The sequence below is a fragment of the Nocardiopsis sp. L17-MgMaSL7 genome (genome assembly GCF_003182025.1).
Taxonomy (GTDB): Bacteria; Actinomycetota; Actinomycetes; order Streptosporangiales; family Streptosporangiaceae; genus Nocardiopsis; species Nocardiopsis prasina.
This window is the reverse complement of sequence record NZ_QGTF01000003.1, coordinates 387,624-404,345: the sequence shown is the minus strand read 5'-3', so window position 1 is coordinate 404,345 and position 16,722 is coordinate 387,624. Positions and strand designations below refer to the sequence as shown.

Here is a 16,722-nt window from a genome sequence, read left to right as displayed (position 1 = left end):
GTGCCACAGGACACGGGGCCGGTCAGGAAGCGGCCCGGCGAGTACCGGAGGGCCCGGAGGCCTTGTCCGGGACGCCGCCACTCAGTTCGGCCGCCTCGCGCAGGGCCTCGCCGATCGGCTGCGGGCGCAGGCCGAAGGTGGTGGAGGCCTTTGAGGAGTCCATGACGAACGGCGCCGAGAACTGGTAGGCCGTGGTCTGGAACTCGCGCACCATCGGGACGAAGTGACCGCTGACCTTGAACATCCAGTCGGGGAACTTGCCGATCCTCGCAGCGGGCGCTCCGTTCGCCTCGCTGAATCGGGCGGCGAGTTGGCGGACCGTCAACGGGTCCGCGCTGGGCACGTGCCAGGCGCGGTTCCACGCTCGCTCTTCGGTGGCGGCGGTGATCAGCATTGTCGCCACGTCGTTGATCGAGGTCCAGGTGTGTGGGACGTCGAGCGGGGCGGGGACCAGGGCGCGGCTGCCGGACAGCAGCGGCTTCGCCAGGAAGAGGCTGAGGAGTGATCCGGCCTGGATGTAGTCGCTGGCGCGCACCTCGGTGACGGCGCGGATCCGCCCCGCCTGCTGCGCGGCGAGGGCTTCGCGCCACATGTCGGCACGCACCTTCAGCTTGGGCTCGGTGGCGGAGAGCGGGGTGTCCTCGGTCATGGGGCCGGTGACCTCGCCGTACCCGTAGAGGCAACCGGCGATCACCAGGGGTGCTTCGGAGCGCTCGGCGGCGGTGAGCAGCGCGGCACTCATCGGCGGCCAGTCGGTGAGCCAGCGGTGGTAGGCGGGATTGAGGCAGTTGTGGATCGCCGCCGCCCCGTGCGCGAGCTCGCTGAGGCGGTCGGCGTCGTTGGCGTCGGCCGAGATCAGCTCGATCTGCTCGTGGACGGGCCCACGGCCCGAGCGGCTGACGAGCCTGACGTGTTCGCCGAGGTCAGCGAGCTTGCGCGCGGTGGTCGAGCCGACCATGCCGGCGCCGACGATCAGGTGTACGGACACAGGATGTCTCCCTGCGGGAAAGGAGAGCGGCGCTCTCATACTGGATAGGACTTCTGGTGATGGGGGACTTGCGGGGCCTGACCGCGTCGGGTCGCGGTCGGAGCCGTCGTTGCGGGGACTACCGGCGTGAGGACGCCCCCTTCCCGGGACCGGTGGTGGTGCGTGGACCGACTGTCGGGTCCGGGCTCCGTCGTCGCAGGGCGGAAACCGCGAAGAAGGACGCGAACCGTGCCGACGCGCGCAGGCGCCGGGAGAGGGTGAAGCCCCGCCCGGAGATCGACGTGCCCAGCCGGACCAGGTCGGCGGTGCCGATGGTGAGCACGAAGCGTCGGCTCTCGTTCGTGTCCGCGTTGATGGGCGTGATCTGGGTGCGCAGGTTGGTCAGCCCGGTCAGGAGATGCACCGGGTTGCGCGAGCGCACGGTCTTGGCTCCGCTGAGCAGCCACGGTTCGCCCTCGTCGTCGTGGAAGCGCAGCGCGTAGGACATCGCCTCGTGCCCCCTTCGCGGAAACAGGGACAGCGTTCCCGAGATGGGCACGCCCGTGGCGAGGTCCTCGACGTCGATCGAGCCCCGCATCGGCACCGTGTGCTCCTGGTCGGCGAGGAAGAGGTCCATTCCGGGGATCTCCGCCTTCAGGGTCAGGACGACCCTGGGGCGCCTGCCTCGACCCGTGGTCATGCGTTCGGTGAAGACGAGGCCGTCGCCCTTGGTTGCGGCGCGGAGCCGGGCCTGGGAGGAGAAGGCGGCGTCCTCGGGGACGTCGGCGGGAACCACCGAGTCCCACTCGGGTGCACGCCAGTCGGGCCTTCCGGAGCGGCGGATGACGGTCTCGACCGCGCGTTCCGCGGTGGCGAGGATCGTGGCGGAGGGGTTCACACCGGTGGCGGCGGGCAGTACGGAACCGTCCATGACGAACAGACCCGGGTAGCCGTGCACCTCTCCGGCCTCGTCAGCGACCGAGGTGGCCGGATCGGTGCCGGGGCGTACCCCGCCCAACGGGTGGACGGTGATGGTGCGGCGCAGGACGGACCAGGTGAAGGGGTTGTACAGGCGCGCGTCCAGGAGCTTGGCGACCGCGGGACCCACGCGTACCTGGGACCGGTACAGGGCCGCCTGCCACCGGTTGTCCCAGGCCAGCGTGGCGTCACCCCCGGCGTCCAGTCGTAGCCTCCCCTTGCCGGAGTCCTTGCCCATCGCGAGGACGGCGAAGGTCTGGCGCGGGTTGGTGCCGCGCACCTTGCGGCGCCACCAGGCGCGTGCCTTCCGGGCCGGGAGGAGGCTGTCGAGCAGGTCGTTCAGGGGCGGCGGGAAGGCGCCGTCCTGGACCTGGTACCAGACGGGGCGCCGCCCTTCGGGAACGTCGAGCACCGTGTTGGTGGTGATGGTGGGCCCGGTCGTCATGTCCTCGCGGTCGCCGCGGAGCTCGGCCAGGGTGAGGAAGTCGCCGTTGCCCGAGAACCCGTGGCCGAGGCGGCGGGAGAGGCGGGGCAGGGTGCCGTGGATGTCACGGGAGCGCAGCAGGAGCTCGTTGGTGGCCACCGCGCCGGCGGCGAGCACGACCCTGGGGGCGGACCACTCGCGTCGCGGTGCGTCGGGATCGGAGGGGGTCGAGGTGAACACCGTGTAGCCGTCGTCCCGCGGTTCGACGCGGTCGACCTGGGCGTCGGTGACGGCCCGCGCTCCGGCGTTCTCGGCGGCGGTGAGGTAGGTGTGGTCCAGGGTGTTCTTGGCCCCGTGGTTGCAGCCGATGACGCACTCCCCGACGAACGCGCAGCCGCGACGCTGGGCGCCGTGGACGTTGGTTCGCCAGGTGTCGGGGTCGCCGAAGGTCACCGCCAGGTTGGGCCGCACGGTGGCCTCGGCCTTGTCCGAGCCCTCCAGGAGCTGTTCCAGGAGCTGGGTGCGGGGAGGGGTCCGTCCGGTGCGGGGGTCGTCGCCCACCGGCCCGACCCCCATCATGTGCGCGGCCAGGTCGTAGTACGGGTCCAGCTCCTTGCGGCGCAGGTGGTCCGGCCACCGGTGGTCCAGCGTCTCCTCGAACGGGCGGGCGAAGACGTTCGCGTACACGAGTGACCCGCCGCCCCAGCCGGCGGCCTGAACACTGGCCATCTTGTCGAGCCAGCGGATGTCGTAGAGCCCCCGGTCGAGCTCCCACAGCCAGCCGTCGTCCAGTTTGGACGCGCGGGGGAACTCTCCGAGCCCCCACCGTCGGCCGCGTTCGAGGACGATGACGGAGAGCCCCGCCTGCGCGAGGCGGGCCGCGGCCACCGCACCACCGAAGCCGCTGCCGACGACGATCGCGTCAGCGTCGTATTGACTGGTCATGAGCTTCTTCTCCAAGTTGTGTGTCATCGGGGGACGGTGTACGACACGACCGAGCCGTCCTCCCTCCGCATCGGTCAGCTGCCATGCGCGTGCGGGTCCGGGGCGCTCGCGTGGTGGAGTTCCCCGACTCGCGACCCCTACTGATAGTGAGTGCTCGCTATCAATAGGTCAAATGTCAGGAACCTTTCAGGGGTCGGCATTGGAGGCCAGAAGTCGTCCCGCCCATGCCTCGCCCTCGGTACGGGCCGACAGGTCCATGCAGGAGGCCACCGTGTACAGCAGGGCCGTGGCGAAGCGGGGGTTGTCCGGCCCGGCGTCCGCTTTCGACAGGGCCTCCATGTGCTCGAAGGTCTCCCGCGTCCACCTGTACATCCGATCCTGGATCTCGGAGTCCTCGCAGGCGGCGTACCCCTGAATCAGGAGGAGCATCAGTTCGCGCTTTTCCATCAGGGACCTCCAGGCCATCACCGTGGCGTGGAGCCGGTCGCCCTCCGTCGCCTGGTTCGCGACGGCCAACTCCCGCTCGATCGTGGTGAACACCTGCTCCAGTGTCGCGAGGAAGAGCCTCTTCTTGGTGGGAAAGGTTCGGAAGAGGCCTGGATGCGAACTGCCCGCCTTCTCGGCGATGGTCACGGTCGAGCCGCCATGGAATCCCTTGTGGCTGAACTCCGCCAGTGCCCCGGTGAGGATCTGCTCCCGGCGCGGCGCGCCCTGGCCCTGCGCCTCTCGCTCTGTCGTCATGTTTGATAGTTAACAGTCACTACAAAGTGCGAGTCAAGCCCGCGCCCCGAGTCGCACACCTGGACCCCCTCGGGTGTCTGCGTATCGCTGACCTGGGTGTTTGTGGGGCAGACATCGACTTGCGGCGCCAGCAAGGGGGGTGTCCTTCTTGGTGCGGGTGTGCTGTCCGGAGTTCGGGTCGCAGCCGTGAACTGCGGATTCGTGCTCTCCAGTTACGGCTGGAGCGCATCCAAAGGAAATGCAGTGACGTGCGTCACTTTTTCTTCAGCGAGGGTTTGATGGCGCACCTGGTGGTCCGGCACGGGGGAGGCTTCGGCGTCGCGGCCGCCGCCCGGCTCGCTCCAGCTCAGTCCCTGGTGCGCGAACGCTGACTTCGACCCCCCGCCTCTCGGGGTGGGTGCGAGTTGACAGCAATCTCGTAGTGACTGTTTACTATCAAACATGACGACAGGGCGGAGACCACGAGTCAGCATCGAGCGGCGTCGCGAGCAGGTCCTCGCCGCGGCGCTGACGGAGTTCAGCCACAAGGGATTCCATGGTGGCTCGACCGTGGCCATCGCCAAGGACGTCAAGTTCCCTCACCCGAACCTCTTCCGAGTCTTCTCCACCAAGAAGGGGCTCTTCATCGCGGTGCTGGAACGCACGTTCGCGACGATCGAACAGGAGATGCTCGTTCGCGGCGAGGAAGCCGACAACGACCAGCTGTGGGCGATGGCGGACGGCTGGGGTGCCCTCATGGAGAGCCGTGAGGTGATGCTCATCCTGCTTCAGGGCTACGCGGCCTGCGAAGACCCCGACATCCGTGACCTGATGCACGGGTGGACGCAGGATGTGTTCGAGCGAGCCGAGGCCCTCCCCGGGGTGGGCTCCGACCTGGCGCACGACTTCTTCGCCGCGGGGATGCTGTACTTGGTCGCGGCCTCCATGAATCTGCCGGGCAGGGCCGGAGGCGACCCGTGGGTCGAGCGGTTTCTGGCGTCCGGCTCCTGACCTCGGTCGGATCCGTGTTTTTTTAGCCTTTTGATAGTGACGACTCACTGTCTATCGGTCCCGTAAGCCCTCCACTCCGAACAAGGAACGGCGAGATGAGCAACGACACCGCCCGCACCCCACCACTCCGCCGCTTACGGGTTCCGCGCGGTGTGGCGATGGCCGGGCTGGCGACCTCCATGTTCCTGGTCGTTCTCGGCACCGCGATGGTCAACCTCGCCGGCCCGGCGATCCGCCAGGGGCTGGGGCTCTCGGCTGCCGAACTCTCCATGGTCGCGAGCAGCTATCTGGTCGCCCTGGCGGGCCTGCTGTTACTCGGTGGCCGTCTCGCCGACGTGCTCGGGGCCCGCAGGGTGTTCCTCGCCGCCATGGCCCTCTACCTCGCGGCATCGGTCCTGTGCGCGGTCGCCGTCAGCGGACCGATGCTGATCGCCGGGCGGATCGGGCAGGGGATCGGAGCCGCGGCCCTGATGCCCTCCTCGTTCGCGCTCATGCTCTCCCTCTACACCTCCGCTGCCGAACGCGCCCGTGCGATGGGCCTCTGGGGCGTCATCTCGGGCATCGGCAGCCTGCTCGGGGTGTTCTTCGGCGGCTCGCTGACCGACGCTCTGGGGTGGCAGTCGGTGTTCTGGGCCCCACTGGCCTTCGGCGTCGTCAGTGCGATCGTGGTGTGGTGTTCGGTCCCACCGGCACCGTGCCAGCCCGGACGGTTCGACGTTCCGGGCGCCGTGACGATCACCCTTGGCATCTGCGCCCTCGCACTCGGCATGATCACCGCCTCGGAGGCCGGATGGGGCGCGCCGAGCACACTGATCAGCCTCACGATCGGCCCTGCCTCCCTGGTCGTGTTCGTCCTGGTCGAATGGCGCTCCGCGCACCCCCTCGTGCCGCTCGACGTCTTCCACAAGAAGCCGGTGGTGACCGCGAGCGCGGTGCTGGCGCTGATCGGCGCCACCCTGGCGAGCCTGCTCTTCTTCCTGCCCCTGTACCAGCAGGACGTGCTCGGAATGAGCGCGTTGTCGACCGGCCTGACCCAGGCCCCCATCGCCCTCATGATGATCGTCGGCAGTGGCCTGGCCCCCTGGGCGGCCAGGCGGGTCGGGCCCGCCCGAGCACTGCGAGCAGCCCTGGTCCTGCTGCTTCTCGGTCTGCTGTGGCTGGTCGTGAACCCGACCACCACCGGCTTCTCCCCGAACCTCCTGGGCGCGTTCTCACTGATCGGCGCGGGTCTCGGACTCGGTTCCGTCAACGCCGTCACGATGGCGGTGCGCGACAGCGGAGCAGGCGAAGGAGGCCTGCTCAGCGCGCTGGTCACCACGGCACAGCAGTTGGGTGGCGCGATCGGGCTCGCGGCCCTGGCCGGGATCGCCATCGGAGCCGCGGGGGAGAGCGGGGACATCGCGTTCACGACCGTCTTCCTGGGCCAGTGCGCGCTCGTCCTCGTGGCGCTCGCCCTCTCATACGTATCCGCTGCGGGGAGGGACCGCCCTCGGGCCGCCTCCCCACGGCTCTGACCTCCGACAGGACCTCCGTCGAGGAACAAGCCTCGGCGAGACCACGAAACGGAAAGTTCGCCATGACCAACCCCACCGTGCTCGTGACCGGCGCGACAGGAACCGTGGGCTCCGCGCTGTTGCCCGCTCTGAAGGCCCGCGGTGCCACCGTCCGCGCGATGATCCGCAGCCCCTTCAAGGCCATGCCCGGTGTCGAGAACGTCGTCGCCGACCTGCGGGACCCGGAGGCGCTCACCGCGGCGCTGAAGGGCGTTGACGCGGCCTTCCTCAACAGCCCTTCTGATGAGGACGCCGCCGAGCTTCAGATGCGGTTCGCCGATCTCGCCCACAAGGCCGACGTGAACCGGCTCGTGGTGCTCTCCCAGTACGAGGCCCGCACCGACTCGCCGGTGCGGTTCCTGCGCTGGCACGCCGAGGTGGAGGCCCACGTGCGAGGGCTCGGCCTCGACCACACGGTGCTGCGTCCCAACCTCTACATGCAGTCGCTGCTCGGCTTCGCGGGCACCATCGCCCAGGGTCTGCTCGCCGCGCCCATTGGTGACGCCGCCGTCAGCGTCGTCGACACCAGGGACGTCGCGGCCACCGCCGCGGCGGTGTTGACCAGCCAGGGACACACCGGACGTACCTACACCCTGACCGGCCCCCGGGCAGTGACCCACGAACAGATCGCCCAGGCGCTGTCGAAGGCCACCGGTCAGGCAATCGACTTCGAGGACGTTCCCCCCGGCCAGTTCGTCTCCGCGCTGACCGGCATGATCCCGCCATGGCAGCTGCGGGGGCTGGTCGAGGACTACGCCCACTACGCCAGGGGCGAGGCCGCGGAGGTACACACCTCGGTCACCGACCTGACCGGAGCACCCGCGCGCGACATCGCCGACTTCGCCCACGACCACGTCGGCGCCTTCACACGGGACTGAACCACCCCGCTCAGACCGGCCCGACCCCAAGCCTCACCACTCAGGTGAACACCCAAGGAAAGGGAATTCCATGATCTACCACTGCATCCGGTTCACCATCCGGCCCGACGTCCCCAAGGAGACCGCGGACGCCATCGTCCAGGGCATGACCGGGCAGAACACGGACGACCCGACGGGGATCTTCGGCCGCGACTTCGGCGGCGGATACCAGTACGGCGCCGTCAACGCCGCCCAGGACCTGGAGACCTACGAGAAGATGATGAACGACCCCGCGCACCTGGAGATCGACCGAATGGGGCTCCCGCTGATCTCCAGGTTCGCCTCGTTCGACATCACCGACGACCCGGACCCGGAGATGGACGCGAAGATCGCCGCGATCCACCAGCGCCGCTTCGACGCCCACCCCGACCTCGTCGAACTGATCGACAACCTCGACGAGTACCTCGGCAGCGCCGCGCCCGGCAAGCACGCGGCCTGACCGACCACGGGTCATGAAGCCGTTCACCCGCACCGCGTGCTGACATCCGGCAACGTGCCGGTGGAACGGTGAACACCGTCGCACCGGTGAGCGCGGGGCCCGGATCACCTCCCTGATCCAGGCCTCGCGCTCCGCCGGGCCATCCAGCCCCTCTCGAACAGGGCGAGTACGTGTTCGGGGCTTCCTTCCAGCGGAAGCCCGCGACAGGAAGGGCAGGACCCATGACCGCACACCTCGTCGGAGACGTGACGACACGCTATGCGGACATTCCGCCGCTGGCCCCAGGGGACCCCGTTCCGGTCCTTCTGCTGCACGGTTTCGGGGTCGACTTCGACATCAACTGGCGTCAGGCCGGATGGCCCGACGCGCTCGCCGCGGCCGGCCGCCGTGTGATCGGCCCGGACCTGCGCGGCCACGGTGCCAGTGACAAACCCACCGACAGCGGGCTCTACCTACCCGAACACTTCGTCGCCGACCTCCTGGCACTGCTCGACGACCTGGGCCTGGACTGTGTCGACGTCATCGCCTACTCCATGGGGGCCCGGATCGCCTGGGAACTGGCGCGCACCGCGCCCGAGCGGGTCCGTCGGCTGGTCCTGGGCGGGTTCGGCCCCCGCACCCTTGACCTGGCCGGGCTGGGCGCGGTCCACCCCGACGGGGACAGTGCCTTCGACGACATGTACCGCACCGTCGCCGCGATCCCGGGGAACGATCCGGCCGCGCTCGTGGCCTGTGCCCGGGGTCAGGCCTCCCGTCCCTTCCAGGAGGAACCGCGCCCCGAGGGCCTGCCCCTGCTGCTGGTCCACGGCACCGCGGACCACTTGGCCGAAGGCGCCGCGGGCCTCGCCGAACGCAGCGGAGTCACACACGTGGAGATCCCCGACCGCGACCACGTGGACGCCGTCTTCTCCCCACTCTTCATCAAGACCGTGGTGGACTTCCTCGCCGACTGAAGGCGTTCCGGTGCAGGTGTGGACCACGCGACCCGCATCAGAACCGGAAGCCCCCGCCCAGGGTCGGGTGGTCGAAGACACGGGGACCCCCGACGCGAGTCCGTCGGGGGTCCCTTTTCGCGTGAGGTGTGACCTCACCGGTCCGGCCCTCACACGTGAGGATCACCTCGCACGGTCAGACAGTGGCGCCCTCCCCCTGCTCCGGTACGAAGTTGGCGTACTCCTCGATACGAGTGATGAGGCCGTCGTCGTCGAAACGGAAGTAGACGGCGGCGAACACCTGACCACGCGTGCCCCCCGCTGTGGCCACGTGCACCACGTGCTGCTGGAGGACCTCGCCGGGCCGGGCGAACTGTCGGATGATCTCGTAGCGCATCGACTCGATGCTCTCGACCTGCTCGGCCATCCCAGCGATGTTGTCCGCGATGCCCTGCTCGCCCTTGCCGTCGTTGTGCCAGACGGTGGCCGTCGACGCGCACATCGCACGGGCGCTCTCCCAGTCCCCCCGTTCGAGACTGCGCAGGTAGGTGACGGCCTTGTCCTGGAGATCTCGGCTCATGGTGTCGCTTCCTTCTCTGTGAGGTGTTCTCTTCACGACGCGGGCCCCCGCTCGGTCGTGCCGTGGATCAGGGAGCGCTCGCCTGCTTCGACGCGCAGAGGCAGGTGGTTGCCGGGAGGCGAGAGCGGGCACACGAACACGGATGGCCGCAGGTGGTGGTGGGAGAGGGTCGCCTTGTTGAAGTCGACCGGCAACGTGCTGCCCGGTTCGAGCAGCGGCAGCACCAGCCAGCGGCCGATCTCGGGTGTCCCGTGCCCGTTGGTCTGGTCGGTGAAGACCACCAGGCGTTGGCCGGGCATGTCCTCCAGGACCGCCATGACGTGTTCGTTGCCGTTGACCGTGACGACGAGGTCGACGGGGGCGAGGATCGCCTCGGTGCTGCGCGGCGAGGTCAGCCGTTCCACTTCGATGCGGCGGCCCTCGGGTGCCGCGCGGTACTCGCCCTCGAAGACCCAGGCCGGGTCGTAGGGGTAGACGTCGATGCCGGTGAGCCCGGAGCGTTCGACGGCATTGTGGTCCATGACGACCAGCCCGTAGGAGCCGGCACCGCCCCAGACGAAGCCGACGAGCCCGCCGGAGAACTCCACTGAGTCACCGGTTGGTACCTGCGTGGTTCCGTCCACTGCGGCGCCGTCCACCACGACGCCGTCCGCGGCCGACGCCGTGACGGTCAGGGCTCCGGTCTCGTCCGTGGTCCACTGGCCCGGGACGCCCGGGAGGGTGTGGACGTCCGGGCCGGTCACCATCCCGTTGGCCACGACTTTGGCCTTTCCGTTCGGTCCGGCGATCTCCTCCCATCGGCCGTGGCGCCAACCGTCGTACTCCGTGGGTGTGTCGACGGGGGGAGAGCCGCTGAGCCGTGTCTGCTCTGTTGACATGAACCGGTCCCTTCTGGGCCGCCGCGCACACCTGTCGCTGGAGTGTGGCGCGGCGGTCGTGTCTGCTTACCTCTGCTTGGGCGGGTACGTGTCGCACAACGAGCCAATGCCATCGACGCATCCCTGGTTGCGTACACCGCAAGAAGGACAGTGTGCGTGTTGACGTAGGAGCAAACGGGGGACTCATCGGCCGGGGTGCGGATGCGTTTGCGCGGCAGGCGGCCCCTAGCGCGACGTTCTTGCCTAGTAAGCAAGATGCCATGCCCTGACCGCAATCCATGGTTAGCGTCGTTCTCGGTTCGCTCCGGAACGGCCGGGGCCGTGCCCGCAGGAAGGGTAGGGCGGCATGCCTGAGAAGACCATCTCCCACAGCACCCTCGTTCCAACGACCGGACACTTCGACGCCGTGGTGATCGGCGGCGGAGCAGCGGGTCTGAGCGGTGCGCTGATGCTCGCACGCTCACGCCGCTCGGTCGTGGTGATCGACGGCGGGACCCCGCGCAACGCCATCGCCGATGGCGTTCACGGCCTCCTGGGGCTGGAGGGCACGCCGCCCGCCGAGCTGCTCGCGAAGGGCCGAGCGGAGGTGCGCCACTACGGCGGCCTCGTCGTCTCCGGCGAGGTCGTCGCGGCGGAGCCGACCCCGACCAAGGGCGGGGATCCGCGTTTCCGCGTCAGGTTGGCCGACGGCGGCACAGTGACGGCGCGCCGCCTGTTGGTGGCCACGGGCCTACGCGACGTGCTGCCCGAGGTCCCGGGGCTCGCGGAGCACTGGGGGAGTGGTCTCGTGCACTGTCCGTACTGCCATGGCTGGGAGGTACGCGACGAGCCCATCGGCGTTCTCGCGGTCGGTCCTGCCTCGGTGCACCAGGCGCTGCTGTTCCGGCAGTTGACCGACGACCTCGTCTACTTCACCCGCGGAACCGATCTGAACGCGGATGCCCGAGAGCGCTTCGCGGCTCGCGGCGTCCAGGTCGTCGACGGCCAGGTGCACGAGGTCCTCAAGGACGACGAAGGCGGCATCGCGAGTGTGCGGATGGCTGACGGGCGGATCGTGGCCCGTCGAGTCCTCGCCGTCGCCACCTCGATGTGGGCGCGCACCGAGGGTGTGGACGGTCTTCGGCTTCCGCTGGAGGACCTGCCCAACGGCATGGGCCGCCGCTTCGCCTCCGGCATGGCCGGAACCACCGACGTGCCGGGCGTGTGGGTGACGGGAAACGCCACCGACCCGACCGCCCAGGTGGGCGCGTCCGCTGCCGCGGGGGCTCTCGCGGGTGCACACATCAACGCCGACCTCGCCACCGCCGACACCGAGGCCGCCCTCGGCTCGGTGTGAGGCCGCCGGAGCCTGACGCGGCACCGTCTCTGTCGCGCTGACAGCAGTCAACGCCCCTGTGACCGGGTAGAAGGTGGCTCAGCCCCAGCTGCCCGTCGCCGCACCTCCGGTGTGCCGGGCGCCCCTGTGAGCGAGTGGAAGCGCTCGCAGGGGCGACCGGAGCCACGACCGATCAACGGGGGTCGGGAGTCGGTACCAACTCGTCGTAGGCGGCTCGTTCGAACTCGAGGTATCCGCCATAGGACGCGGGGTCGATGAAGGGCAGGACCTGGGTGGCCCAGAACCCGCCGATGCCGTTCTCCCGATCGATCCAGTAGTAGAGGTTCGCCAGTCCCGCCCATCCCTGGGTGCCCGCCGGTCGTCCCGTGGGGGTCGCGTCCTGGTTGATCATGAAGGCCAGGGACCATGTTTTGCGGACGCCGGGGTAGAACTCGCCGTCGTTGGTCGCCGTGGGCATCGCGCTCCGGAACGGGGTGACCTCCACATGGTCCGGGAGGTGCTGACGGACCGCGTCGCGGACCGTCTCGGCCTCCAGTACGCGTCCGCGCTCTCCGACCCCGTCGTTCAGCCACATGCGGATGAACCTGAGGTAGTCACCCACGGTTCCGTACAGTCCGTGCCCGCCGGAATCGACCTCGGGCGAGGTGGGCGGTTCGACGTCCAGGGGCACCAGGTCGCCCTCCTGCGTGCGCAGGTGGGTGCCCACGAGTGCGCGGCGTTGCTCGGGGCCGGGCACGAAGGTCATCGTGGTCATTCCGAGCGGAGACAGCACCTCACGGGCGAGGACCTCGCTGAGGCGCTGTCCGGTGACGCCCTCGATGACCCGGCCCACCCAGTCGATTCCGGTCCCGTACTCCCAACGGGTCCCGGGGTCGAACAGCAGTGGTGTGTCCAGTGCCGCCCGGGTGGAGGTCGCGATGGGCGGCTGCCGCTCCTCACCCACGAGACGGGCGTAGTCGGCGTTGAAGTACTCGTACCCGAGGCCGGAGGAGTGCGTGAGCAGCTGACGGGTCGTGATCTGAGTGGCGGGAGGCCGAAGCACCGGTTCGCCAGCCTGGTCGAAGCCCGCCAGCACCCGCAACCGACCGAGGTCCGGGGCGTATCGGCTGGCTGGGGCGTCCAGGTCGAGCCTTCCCTGTTCGACAAGGCGCAGTGCCGCTGTCGCCGTGATCGCCTTCGTCGTCGACAGGAGGGCCACCGGTGAGTCGGTGGTCACCGGCTCGGCACCATCGACTCGCCGGACCCCCTCCGCGTTCAGGTACAGGGTCTGGTGCTCGTTCGTGACACCGGCGATCACACCCGGCACCCCGGGCAGGGAGCTCACGGTTCGACGGAGCACCTCGTCCGCCTTGGCTTTGAAGCTGTCAGTCATCGTTGTTTCCCTCTCATGGGAACCCAGTGGTTGCTGTTGCACAGGTGGTGCGCCATCACCCGAGCCGAACCATCAGCCCCGGAGTCGGCGCCATCCTGATGATAGTGAACGTTCACTATACTAAGGGCACAAGGGTCGTCTCTCGCTAGCAGGGGCCCTGCGGCAACGGTGAGCCCGAGCGGAGCGGTGAGTTGCCCAGGCGCGGGTTCCGCACGAGTGCTGGGAACGTACACACGGTCGCCGACGGCGCGGTGTCTGCCCTGGGTCGTCAGGGTCGGGTCGGTGGCGCACTCATCGCTGCTGTGAGGAACGTGATCACCCATCGCCGGGCCGCGTCCAACGGTGAGATCCTGGTCCGCCTCCCGGCACGGGTGAGGGGTGCGACGTGACGAGAACGCCGCCCGGGCGGCGTTCTCGTCACGGAGCTGACCCCGGCGACCGGGTCGCCCCCCACCGGGGAGTCCCGGCTGCCCCCTGGAAGGCCCGGTCTCCCGCCTCGACCGGGCAGGGAGGGGAGGGGAATCGGGGGCCCAGGCCGATAGCCACCCGGGTCCTCGGTGCCTTCGGCTGGTGGTGGCGGGGGACCGGCCGTGGACAAGAGCGTCACCGGCCACGCCGGGGGCTTGGTGTCTCACTGGCCGCACCGCCACATCCACGTGAGGTTCTCAGGATTCCCTGTGACTACTCACCGGTTACCTGTTCCGCGGCCGGGCGTTCAGGGGCCTGACCCTTCTTCGGCGGTGGGGTGGAGGGGTGCTTGGCGGCAGAGAACTGTCCTGTGGCGACGAGGACCGCCACGAGCGCGAGCGGCACGATCCACCCGCTCCAGCCCAGGACCGTCGCCTGCGTGGTGTCGACGTGCTCACCAGCCCTGGCGAAGAGAAGATAGGTCGCACCCGCCCCGTTGAACGAGGCATGCGCCAGGGCCGCGGGCCACACGGATCCCGAGCGGAGTCGCAGCCAGCCGAAGACCGCGCCGATCAGAACGCACATGCCGACCATCGCGCTCAAGCCGAGCCAGCCTGGTGCGTCGGGGTAGTTGTAGCCCAGCAGGATGAGCGGAGCGTGCCACAGACCCCAGATCACGCCTGAGACCAGCAGGGCTGGGAGCGTTCCCAGCGGCATCAGCTTCGGGAGCAGCCACCCTCGCCACCCGAGTTCCTCGCCCAGAGCCGGAACGAGGTTGATGAACGCCGCCAGAGGGAGCGTGGCCAGCTGGAGGACGATGAGCGCACCGATCGGTATCGGGATCTCGGTGGTGCCCGTCTGCTCGTCGAGGACCTGCTGGAACGCGGAGAAGTTCGCGAAGTCGGCCGGATAGACCCCCAGCAGCGCACCGACCGGGAGCGCCACCAGGACCAGCGCGATGGGCACGAAGATCCCCAGCACCCCGTAGCCGAGCACCCTCCGCACCGGTCTGAGCGGCCACAGCCCGAGCACCCAGGCCTTCTGTCGAGGCCGCTCCACGAAGAACACGACGACGAGGGCGGCGATCGCGGGGGTCAGCATCGTGGCGGTGGCCACGAGGGTGAACCAGCGGCTGGCGAGTCCGTCACCGAGCCAGAGCGGGAGCGCGAGGAGCCAGGCGAGTGCGAACGCCAGGATGATGAACACGGTGACGGATCGCAGGTCGCGTCTGTCCATGCGGGGTTCGCCCCGGGGCGTGGGCGGCTTCGATCCGCCCGGAGAATCGGTGGTCACGACGTCTGTCCTTCCAGGATGTGCAGACCGGTGATGGTGCGGTCGTCGCGGAACGCGATCCGTGCCGTGTAGTCGCCCGCCTCGAACGCGAGCGGCGTGTTCGTGATCGTCAGGTCACCGGCTCGGGTGACCTCCGGCTCGCCACGACTCTCGAAGGCTCCCGAGAGGCCGACGAGCTGGGCCCAGGCGGCCGCGAGTGCCTCCTCCGACAGGCCGTCGCGCATGGTCGTGTCGAACTGCTCGGTGACCCGCGCCCACTGCCCGGAGGCGAGGTGCTCGATCACCGTGGCGGCCAGTTCCACGACGCCGGGGAGTGGCGTGGTGTTCATGGGTTCTCCTGTTCTGGGGTCGATCGGTTTTCCATAGCGCTGAAACGCCGCCTGCCTGCTCACGCCGAGTGCGTCACCGATGACCTGCCATGTGGCGCCGTTCTGGCGTGCCTGTTGCACGACGGCACGCACGACGTCGTCGGCGGCCGCCTGCATGCTCACGGCACTGGCTATCGAATCGGCCCAGTCCTCGTCCCTGTTCAGGACACGTGAGGCGAGGAGTGCGTCCATGCGCGTCTTCAAGGCACGCAGGGCGTCAGTCAATCGTTCTTGCACATGTAAAGCATAGCTTTACAAGCGGGCTGTGTGTCAAGAGAGGGTGCGCAACACCGATCGGCGGAAGGAACCCCACGGGTGCGCACCTCTTCGAGATCGCGCACGCTGGCGTGCCTCGCACAGGCCGATCAGGAACGGGGGTATCGGTCACGGTGGGTCACCCAGGCGGGCCTGTGTCGGGCTGGTTGGCGGGGCGCCACGCGCGTTCGCTCTCGCTCCCCGCGCTGGTGCGAGCGGAAACAGCCGGGAATGTGGTCAGGGTGCCGGCATCCCGGGACGCACAGAGGCCAGCCTCGTGGGCTCCGGCATGGCTACTTCGGGTGAGTCGTGGGGGTCTGGTTTCCCGCACGACAACAGGAGTCGCTGCGCGTTCGTCGTCAACCGCACCAGCCAGACGGTCAGTATCCACAGGACCACGAACAGCACCGGATCGGCCCCACTCTTGATCCGGGTGGCGGGACGAACTCCCGTTCGCCCGCGGCGCCCGCATTGCCTGACCGGCTCGGGGCCCGGGGGATGACGGCGCACGAACACGAGAACAAGGGGACGCGTGGTTCGCGCCGGATTGATCAGACCAACACGCGGGTGACCGGAGCCGTCCACAGGCCGGTGAGCGCGTCAGTCAGGCCGACCGCGGTCTGGGGCCAGGAGCTCCACGACGTGCTGTTGCCCGCAGCCACGGCTCGCTCCCGCTCGGCGATGGTGTGCACGATGAGCTGGCGAGTCATGGCCTGGCGTTCCAGGCGAACCTCCGTCGGCAGGTCGGTGAGACACCTGTGCAGCTCTTCCCCCGCCCGCGCGAGCGAGGGCGAGTCCAGGGCCTCGCTCGCCGCGATCTCCCGGTAGGCCGGATCCGCCAGGACCTGGGCGCTGAAACGCCCGTACCAGGAGGGTGAGCCCAGCTCCTCCAGGTGTAGGGCGAGCGGCTCGACCGTGCACGCCACCCAGTCCCTGACCTCGTCCGAGCCGTCGATCCGCGCCACCATCCTGCCCCGCGCGCCCTCGATCTGCTCGGTGTGCTGGCGCACGATCGCGCGCACCAGTCCCTCCTTGGAGCCGAAGTGGTAGGAGACTGCCGTGTTGTTGCCCTGGCCCGCCTCCTGACTGATCTGGCGGTTGGACACACCGGCCACACCGTGCTCGGCGAACAGCCGCTCCGCGGTCAGCAGGATCGTCTCCCGTGTCGCCGCGACCTGCTCCGACCTCGCCACCCTGTCACTCATGCGGACCACGGTACCGACATCCGCCCGTAGCGGCCCCTCAGCTTCAGCGGCGTCGTCGCTGCGTCCGCTGGCAGACCTGGCTCGGGGGCATGATCCGCGGATGCTCCCTGGAGGGGTGCGGGTGGCCGTCGTGTGATCGGG

At 69.2% G+C, this 16,722-nt stretch carries 16 protein-coding genes; 7 read left to right on the top strand and 9 right to left on the bottom strand.

All coding sequences use genetic code 11. From position 1 onward, the window contains the following. Nucleotides 1-22: 22 nt before the first annotated feature. The 3 genes from BDW27_RS07135 to BDW27_RS07125 all read right to left on the bottom strand — a co-directional run bounded on the left by BDW27_RS07135 (nucleotide 23) and on the right by BDW27_RS07125 (nucleotide 4,055). Complete coding sequence (locus BDW27_RS07135; RefSeq protein WP_199560565.1) at nucleotides 23-988, bottom strand: NAD-dependent epimerase/dehydratase family protein; 966 nt, start codon at nucleotides 986-988, stop codon at nucleotides 23-25. A 118-nt stretch (nucleotides 989-1,106) separates the two neighbouring features. Next, nucleotides 1,107-3,341, bottom strand: a complete 2,235-nt coding sequence (locus BDW27_RS07130; protein WP_110048693.1) for a GMC oxidoreductase — start codon at nucleotides 3,339-3,341, stop codon at nucleotides 1,107-1,109. A gap of 159 nt (nucleotides 3,342-3,500) precedes the next feature. Continuing rightward, nucleotides 3,501-4,055 (bottom strand): TetR/AcrR family transcriptional regulator, encoded by a 555-nt coding sequence (locus BDW27_RS07125; protein WP_110048692.1) that lies wholly within the window; start codon nucleotides 4,053-4,055, stop codon nucleotides 3,501-3,503. Between the two features lie 248 nt (nucleotides 4,056-4,303). Between BDW27_RS07125 and BDW27_RS28000 the strand changes: the two genes are divergently transcribed. The 6 genes from BDW27_RS28000 (at nucleotide 4,304) to BDW27_RS07100 (ending at nucleotide 8,907) form a co-directional block, all read left to right on the top strand. Next, nucleotides 4,304-4,426: a hypothetical protein gene (locus tag BDW27_RS28000; RefSeq protein WP_255421462.1), complete on the top strand. Its 123-nt coding sequence runs from the start codon at nucleotides 4,304-4,306 to the stop codon at nucleotides 4,424-4,426. A gap of 70 nt (nucleotides 4,427-4,496) precedes the next feature. Further along, nucleotides 4,497-5,045 carry a TetR/AcrR family transcriptional regulator gene (locus tag BDW27_RS07120; protein ID WP_110048691.1) on the top strand — a complete coding sequence of 183 codons (549 nt, stop codon included), beginning with the start codon at nucleotides 4,497-4,499 and terminating at the stop codon, nucleotides 5,043-5,045. A gap of 95 nt (nucleotides 5,046-5,140) precedes the next feature. Beyond that, nucleotides 5,141-6,559, top strand: a complete 1,419-nt coding sequence (locus tag BDW27_RS07115; RefSeq protein WP_199560564.1) for an MFS transporter — start codon at nucleotides 5,141-5,143, stop codon at nucleotides 6,557-6,559. Between the two features lie 62 nt (nucleotides 6,560-6,621). Next, nucleotides 6,622-7,476, top strand: coding sequence for an SDR family oxidoreductase (locus BDW27_RS07110; protein WP_110048690.1), 855 nt, complete (start codon nucleotides 6,622-6,624; stop codon nucleotides 7,474-7,476). A gap of 70 nt (nucleotides 7,477-7,546) precedes the next feature. After that, nucleotides 7,547-7,954 (top strand): Dabb family protein, encoded by a 408-nt coding sequence (locus BDW27_RS07105; protein WP_110048689.1) that lies wholly within the window; start codon nucleotides 7,547-7,549, stop codon nucleotides 7,952-7,954. A 221-nt stretch (nucleotides 7,955-8,175) separates the two neighbouring features. Next, nucleotides 8,176-8,907: an alpha/beta fold hydrolase gene (locus tag BDW27_RS07100; protein ID WP_110048688.1), complete on the top strand. Its 732-nt coding sequence runs from the start codon at nucleotides 8,176-8,178 to the stop codon at nucleotides 8,905-8,907. A gap of 175 nt (nucleotides 8,908-9,082) precedes the next feature. Here the strand turns inward: BDW27_RS07100 and BDW27_RS07095 are convergent, their stop codons facing one another. Both BDW27_RS07095 and BDW27_RS07090 read right to left on the bottom strand, forming a co-directional pair. Beyond that, nucleotides 9,083-9,466 carry a nuclear transport factor 2 family protein gene (locus BDW27_RS07095; protein ID WP_110048687.1) on the bottom strand — a complete coding sequence of 128 codons (384 nt, stop codon included), beginning with the start codon at nucleotides 9,464-9,466 and terminating at the stop codon, nucleotides 9,083-9,085. 32 nt (nucleotides 9,467-9,498) lie between these two features. Further along, entirely contained in the window at nucleotides 9,499-10,344 is an 846-nt protein-coding gene (locus tag BDW27_RS07090; RefSeq protein WP_146223246.1) for a DUF1684 domain-containing protein, read from the bottom strand. Nucleotides 10,345-10,690: 346 nt separating this feature from the next. Here BDW27_RS07090 and BDW27_RS07085 point away from each other — a divergent pair, with 346 nt between their 5' ends. After that, nucleotides 10,691-11,680: an NAD(P)/FAD-dependent oxidoreductase gene (locus BDW27_RS07085; protein ID WP_110048685.1), complete on the top strand. Its 990-nt coding sequence runs from the start codon at nucleotides 10,691-10,693 to the stop codon at nucleotides 11,678-11,680. A gap of 172 nt (nucleotides 11,681-11,852) precedes the next feature. On the opposite strand, the gene BDW27_RS07080 is transcribed toward BDW27_RS07085, so the two are convergent. From BDW27_RS07080 to BDW27_RS07060, 4 genes are all read right to left on the bottom strand, one after another. Further along, nucleotides 11,853-13,052: a serine hydrolase gene (locus tag BDW27_RS07080; RefSeq protein WP_110048684.1), complete on the bottom strand. Its 1,200-nt coding sequence runs from the start codon at nucleotides 13,050-13,052 to the stop codon at nucleotides 11,853-11,855. 681 nt (nucleotides 13,053-13,733) lie between these two features. Next, nucleotides 13,734-14,696: a CPBP family intramembrane glutamic endopeptidase gene (locus tag BDW27_RS07070; protein WP_110048683.1), complete on the bottom strand. Its 963-nt coding sequence runs from the start codon at nucleotides 14,694-14,696 to the stop codon at nucleotides 13,734-13,736. 53 nt (nucleotides 14,697-14,749) lie between these two features. Then, on the bottom strand, nucleotides 14,750-15,313 hold the full coding sequence (locus BDW27_RS07065) for a DUF3887 domain-containing protein (RefSeq protein WP_017543616.1): 564 nt from the start codon (nucleotides 15,311-15,313) through the stop codon (nucleotides 14,750-14,752). 614 nt (nucleotides 15,314-15,927) lie between these two features. Next, nucleotides 15,928-16,581, bottom strand: a complete 654-nt coding sequence (locus BDW27_RS07060; RefSeq protein WP_110048822.1) for a TetR/AcrR family transcriptional regulator — start codon at nucleotides 16,579-16,581, stop codon at nucleotides 15,928-15,930. Between the last annotated feature and the right edge of the window lie 141 nt (nucleotides 16,582-16,722).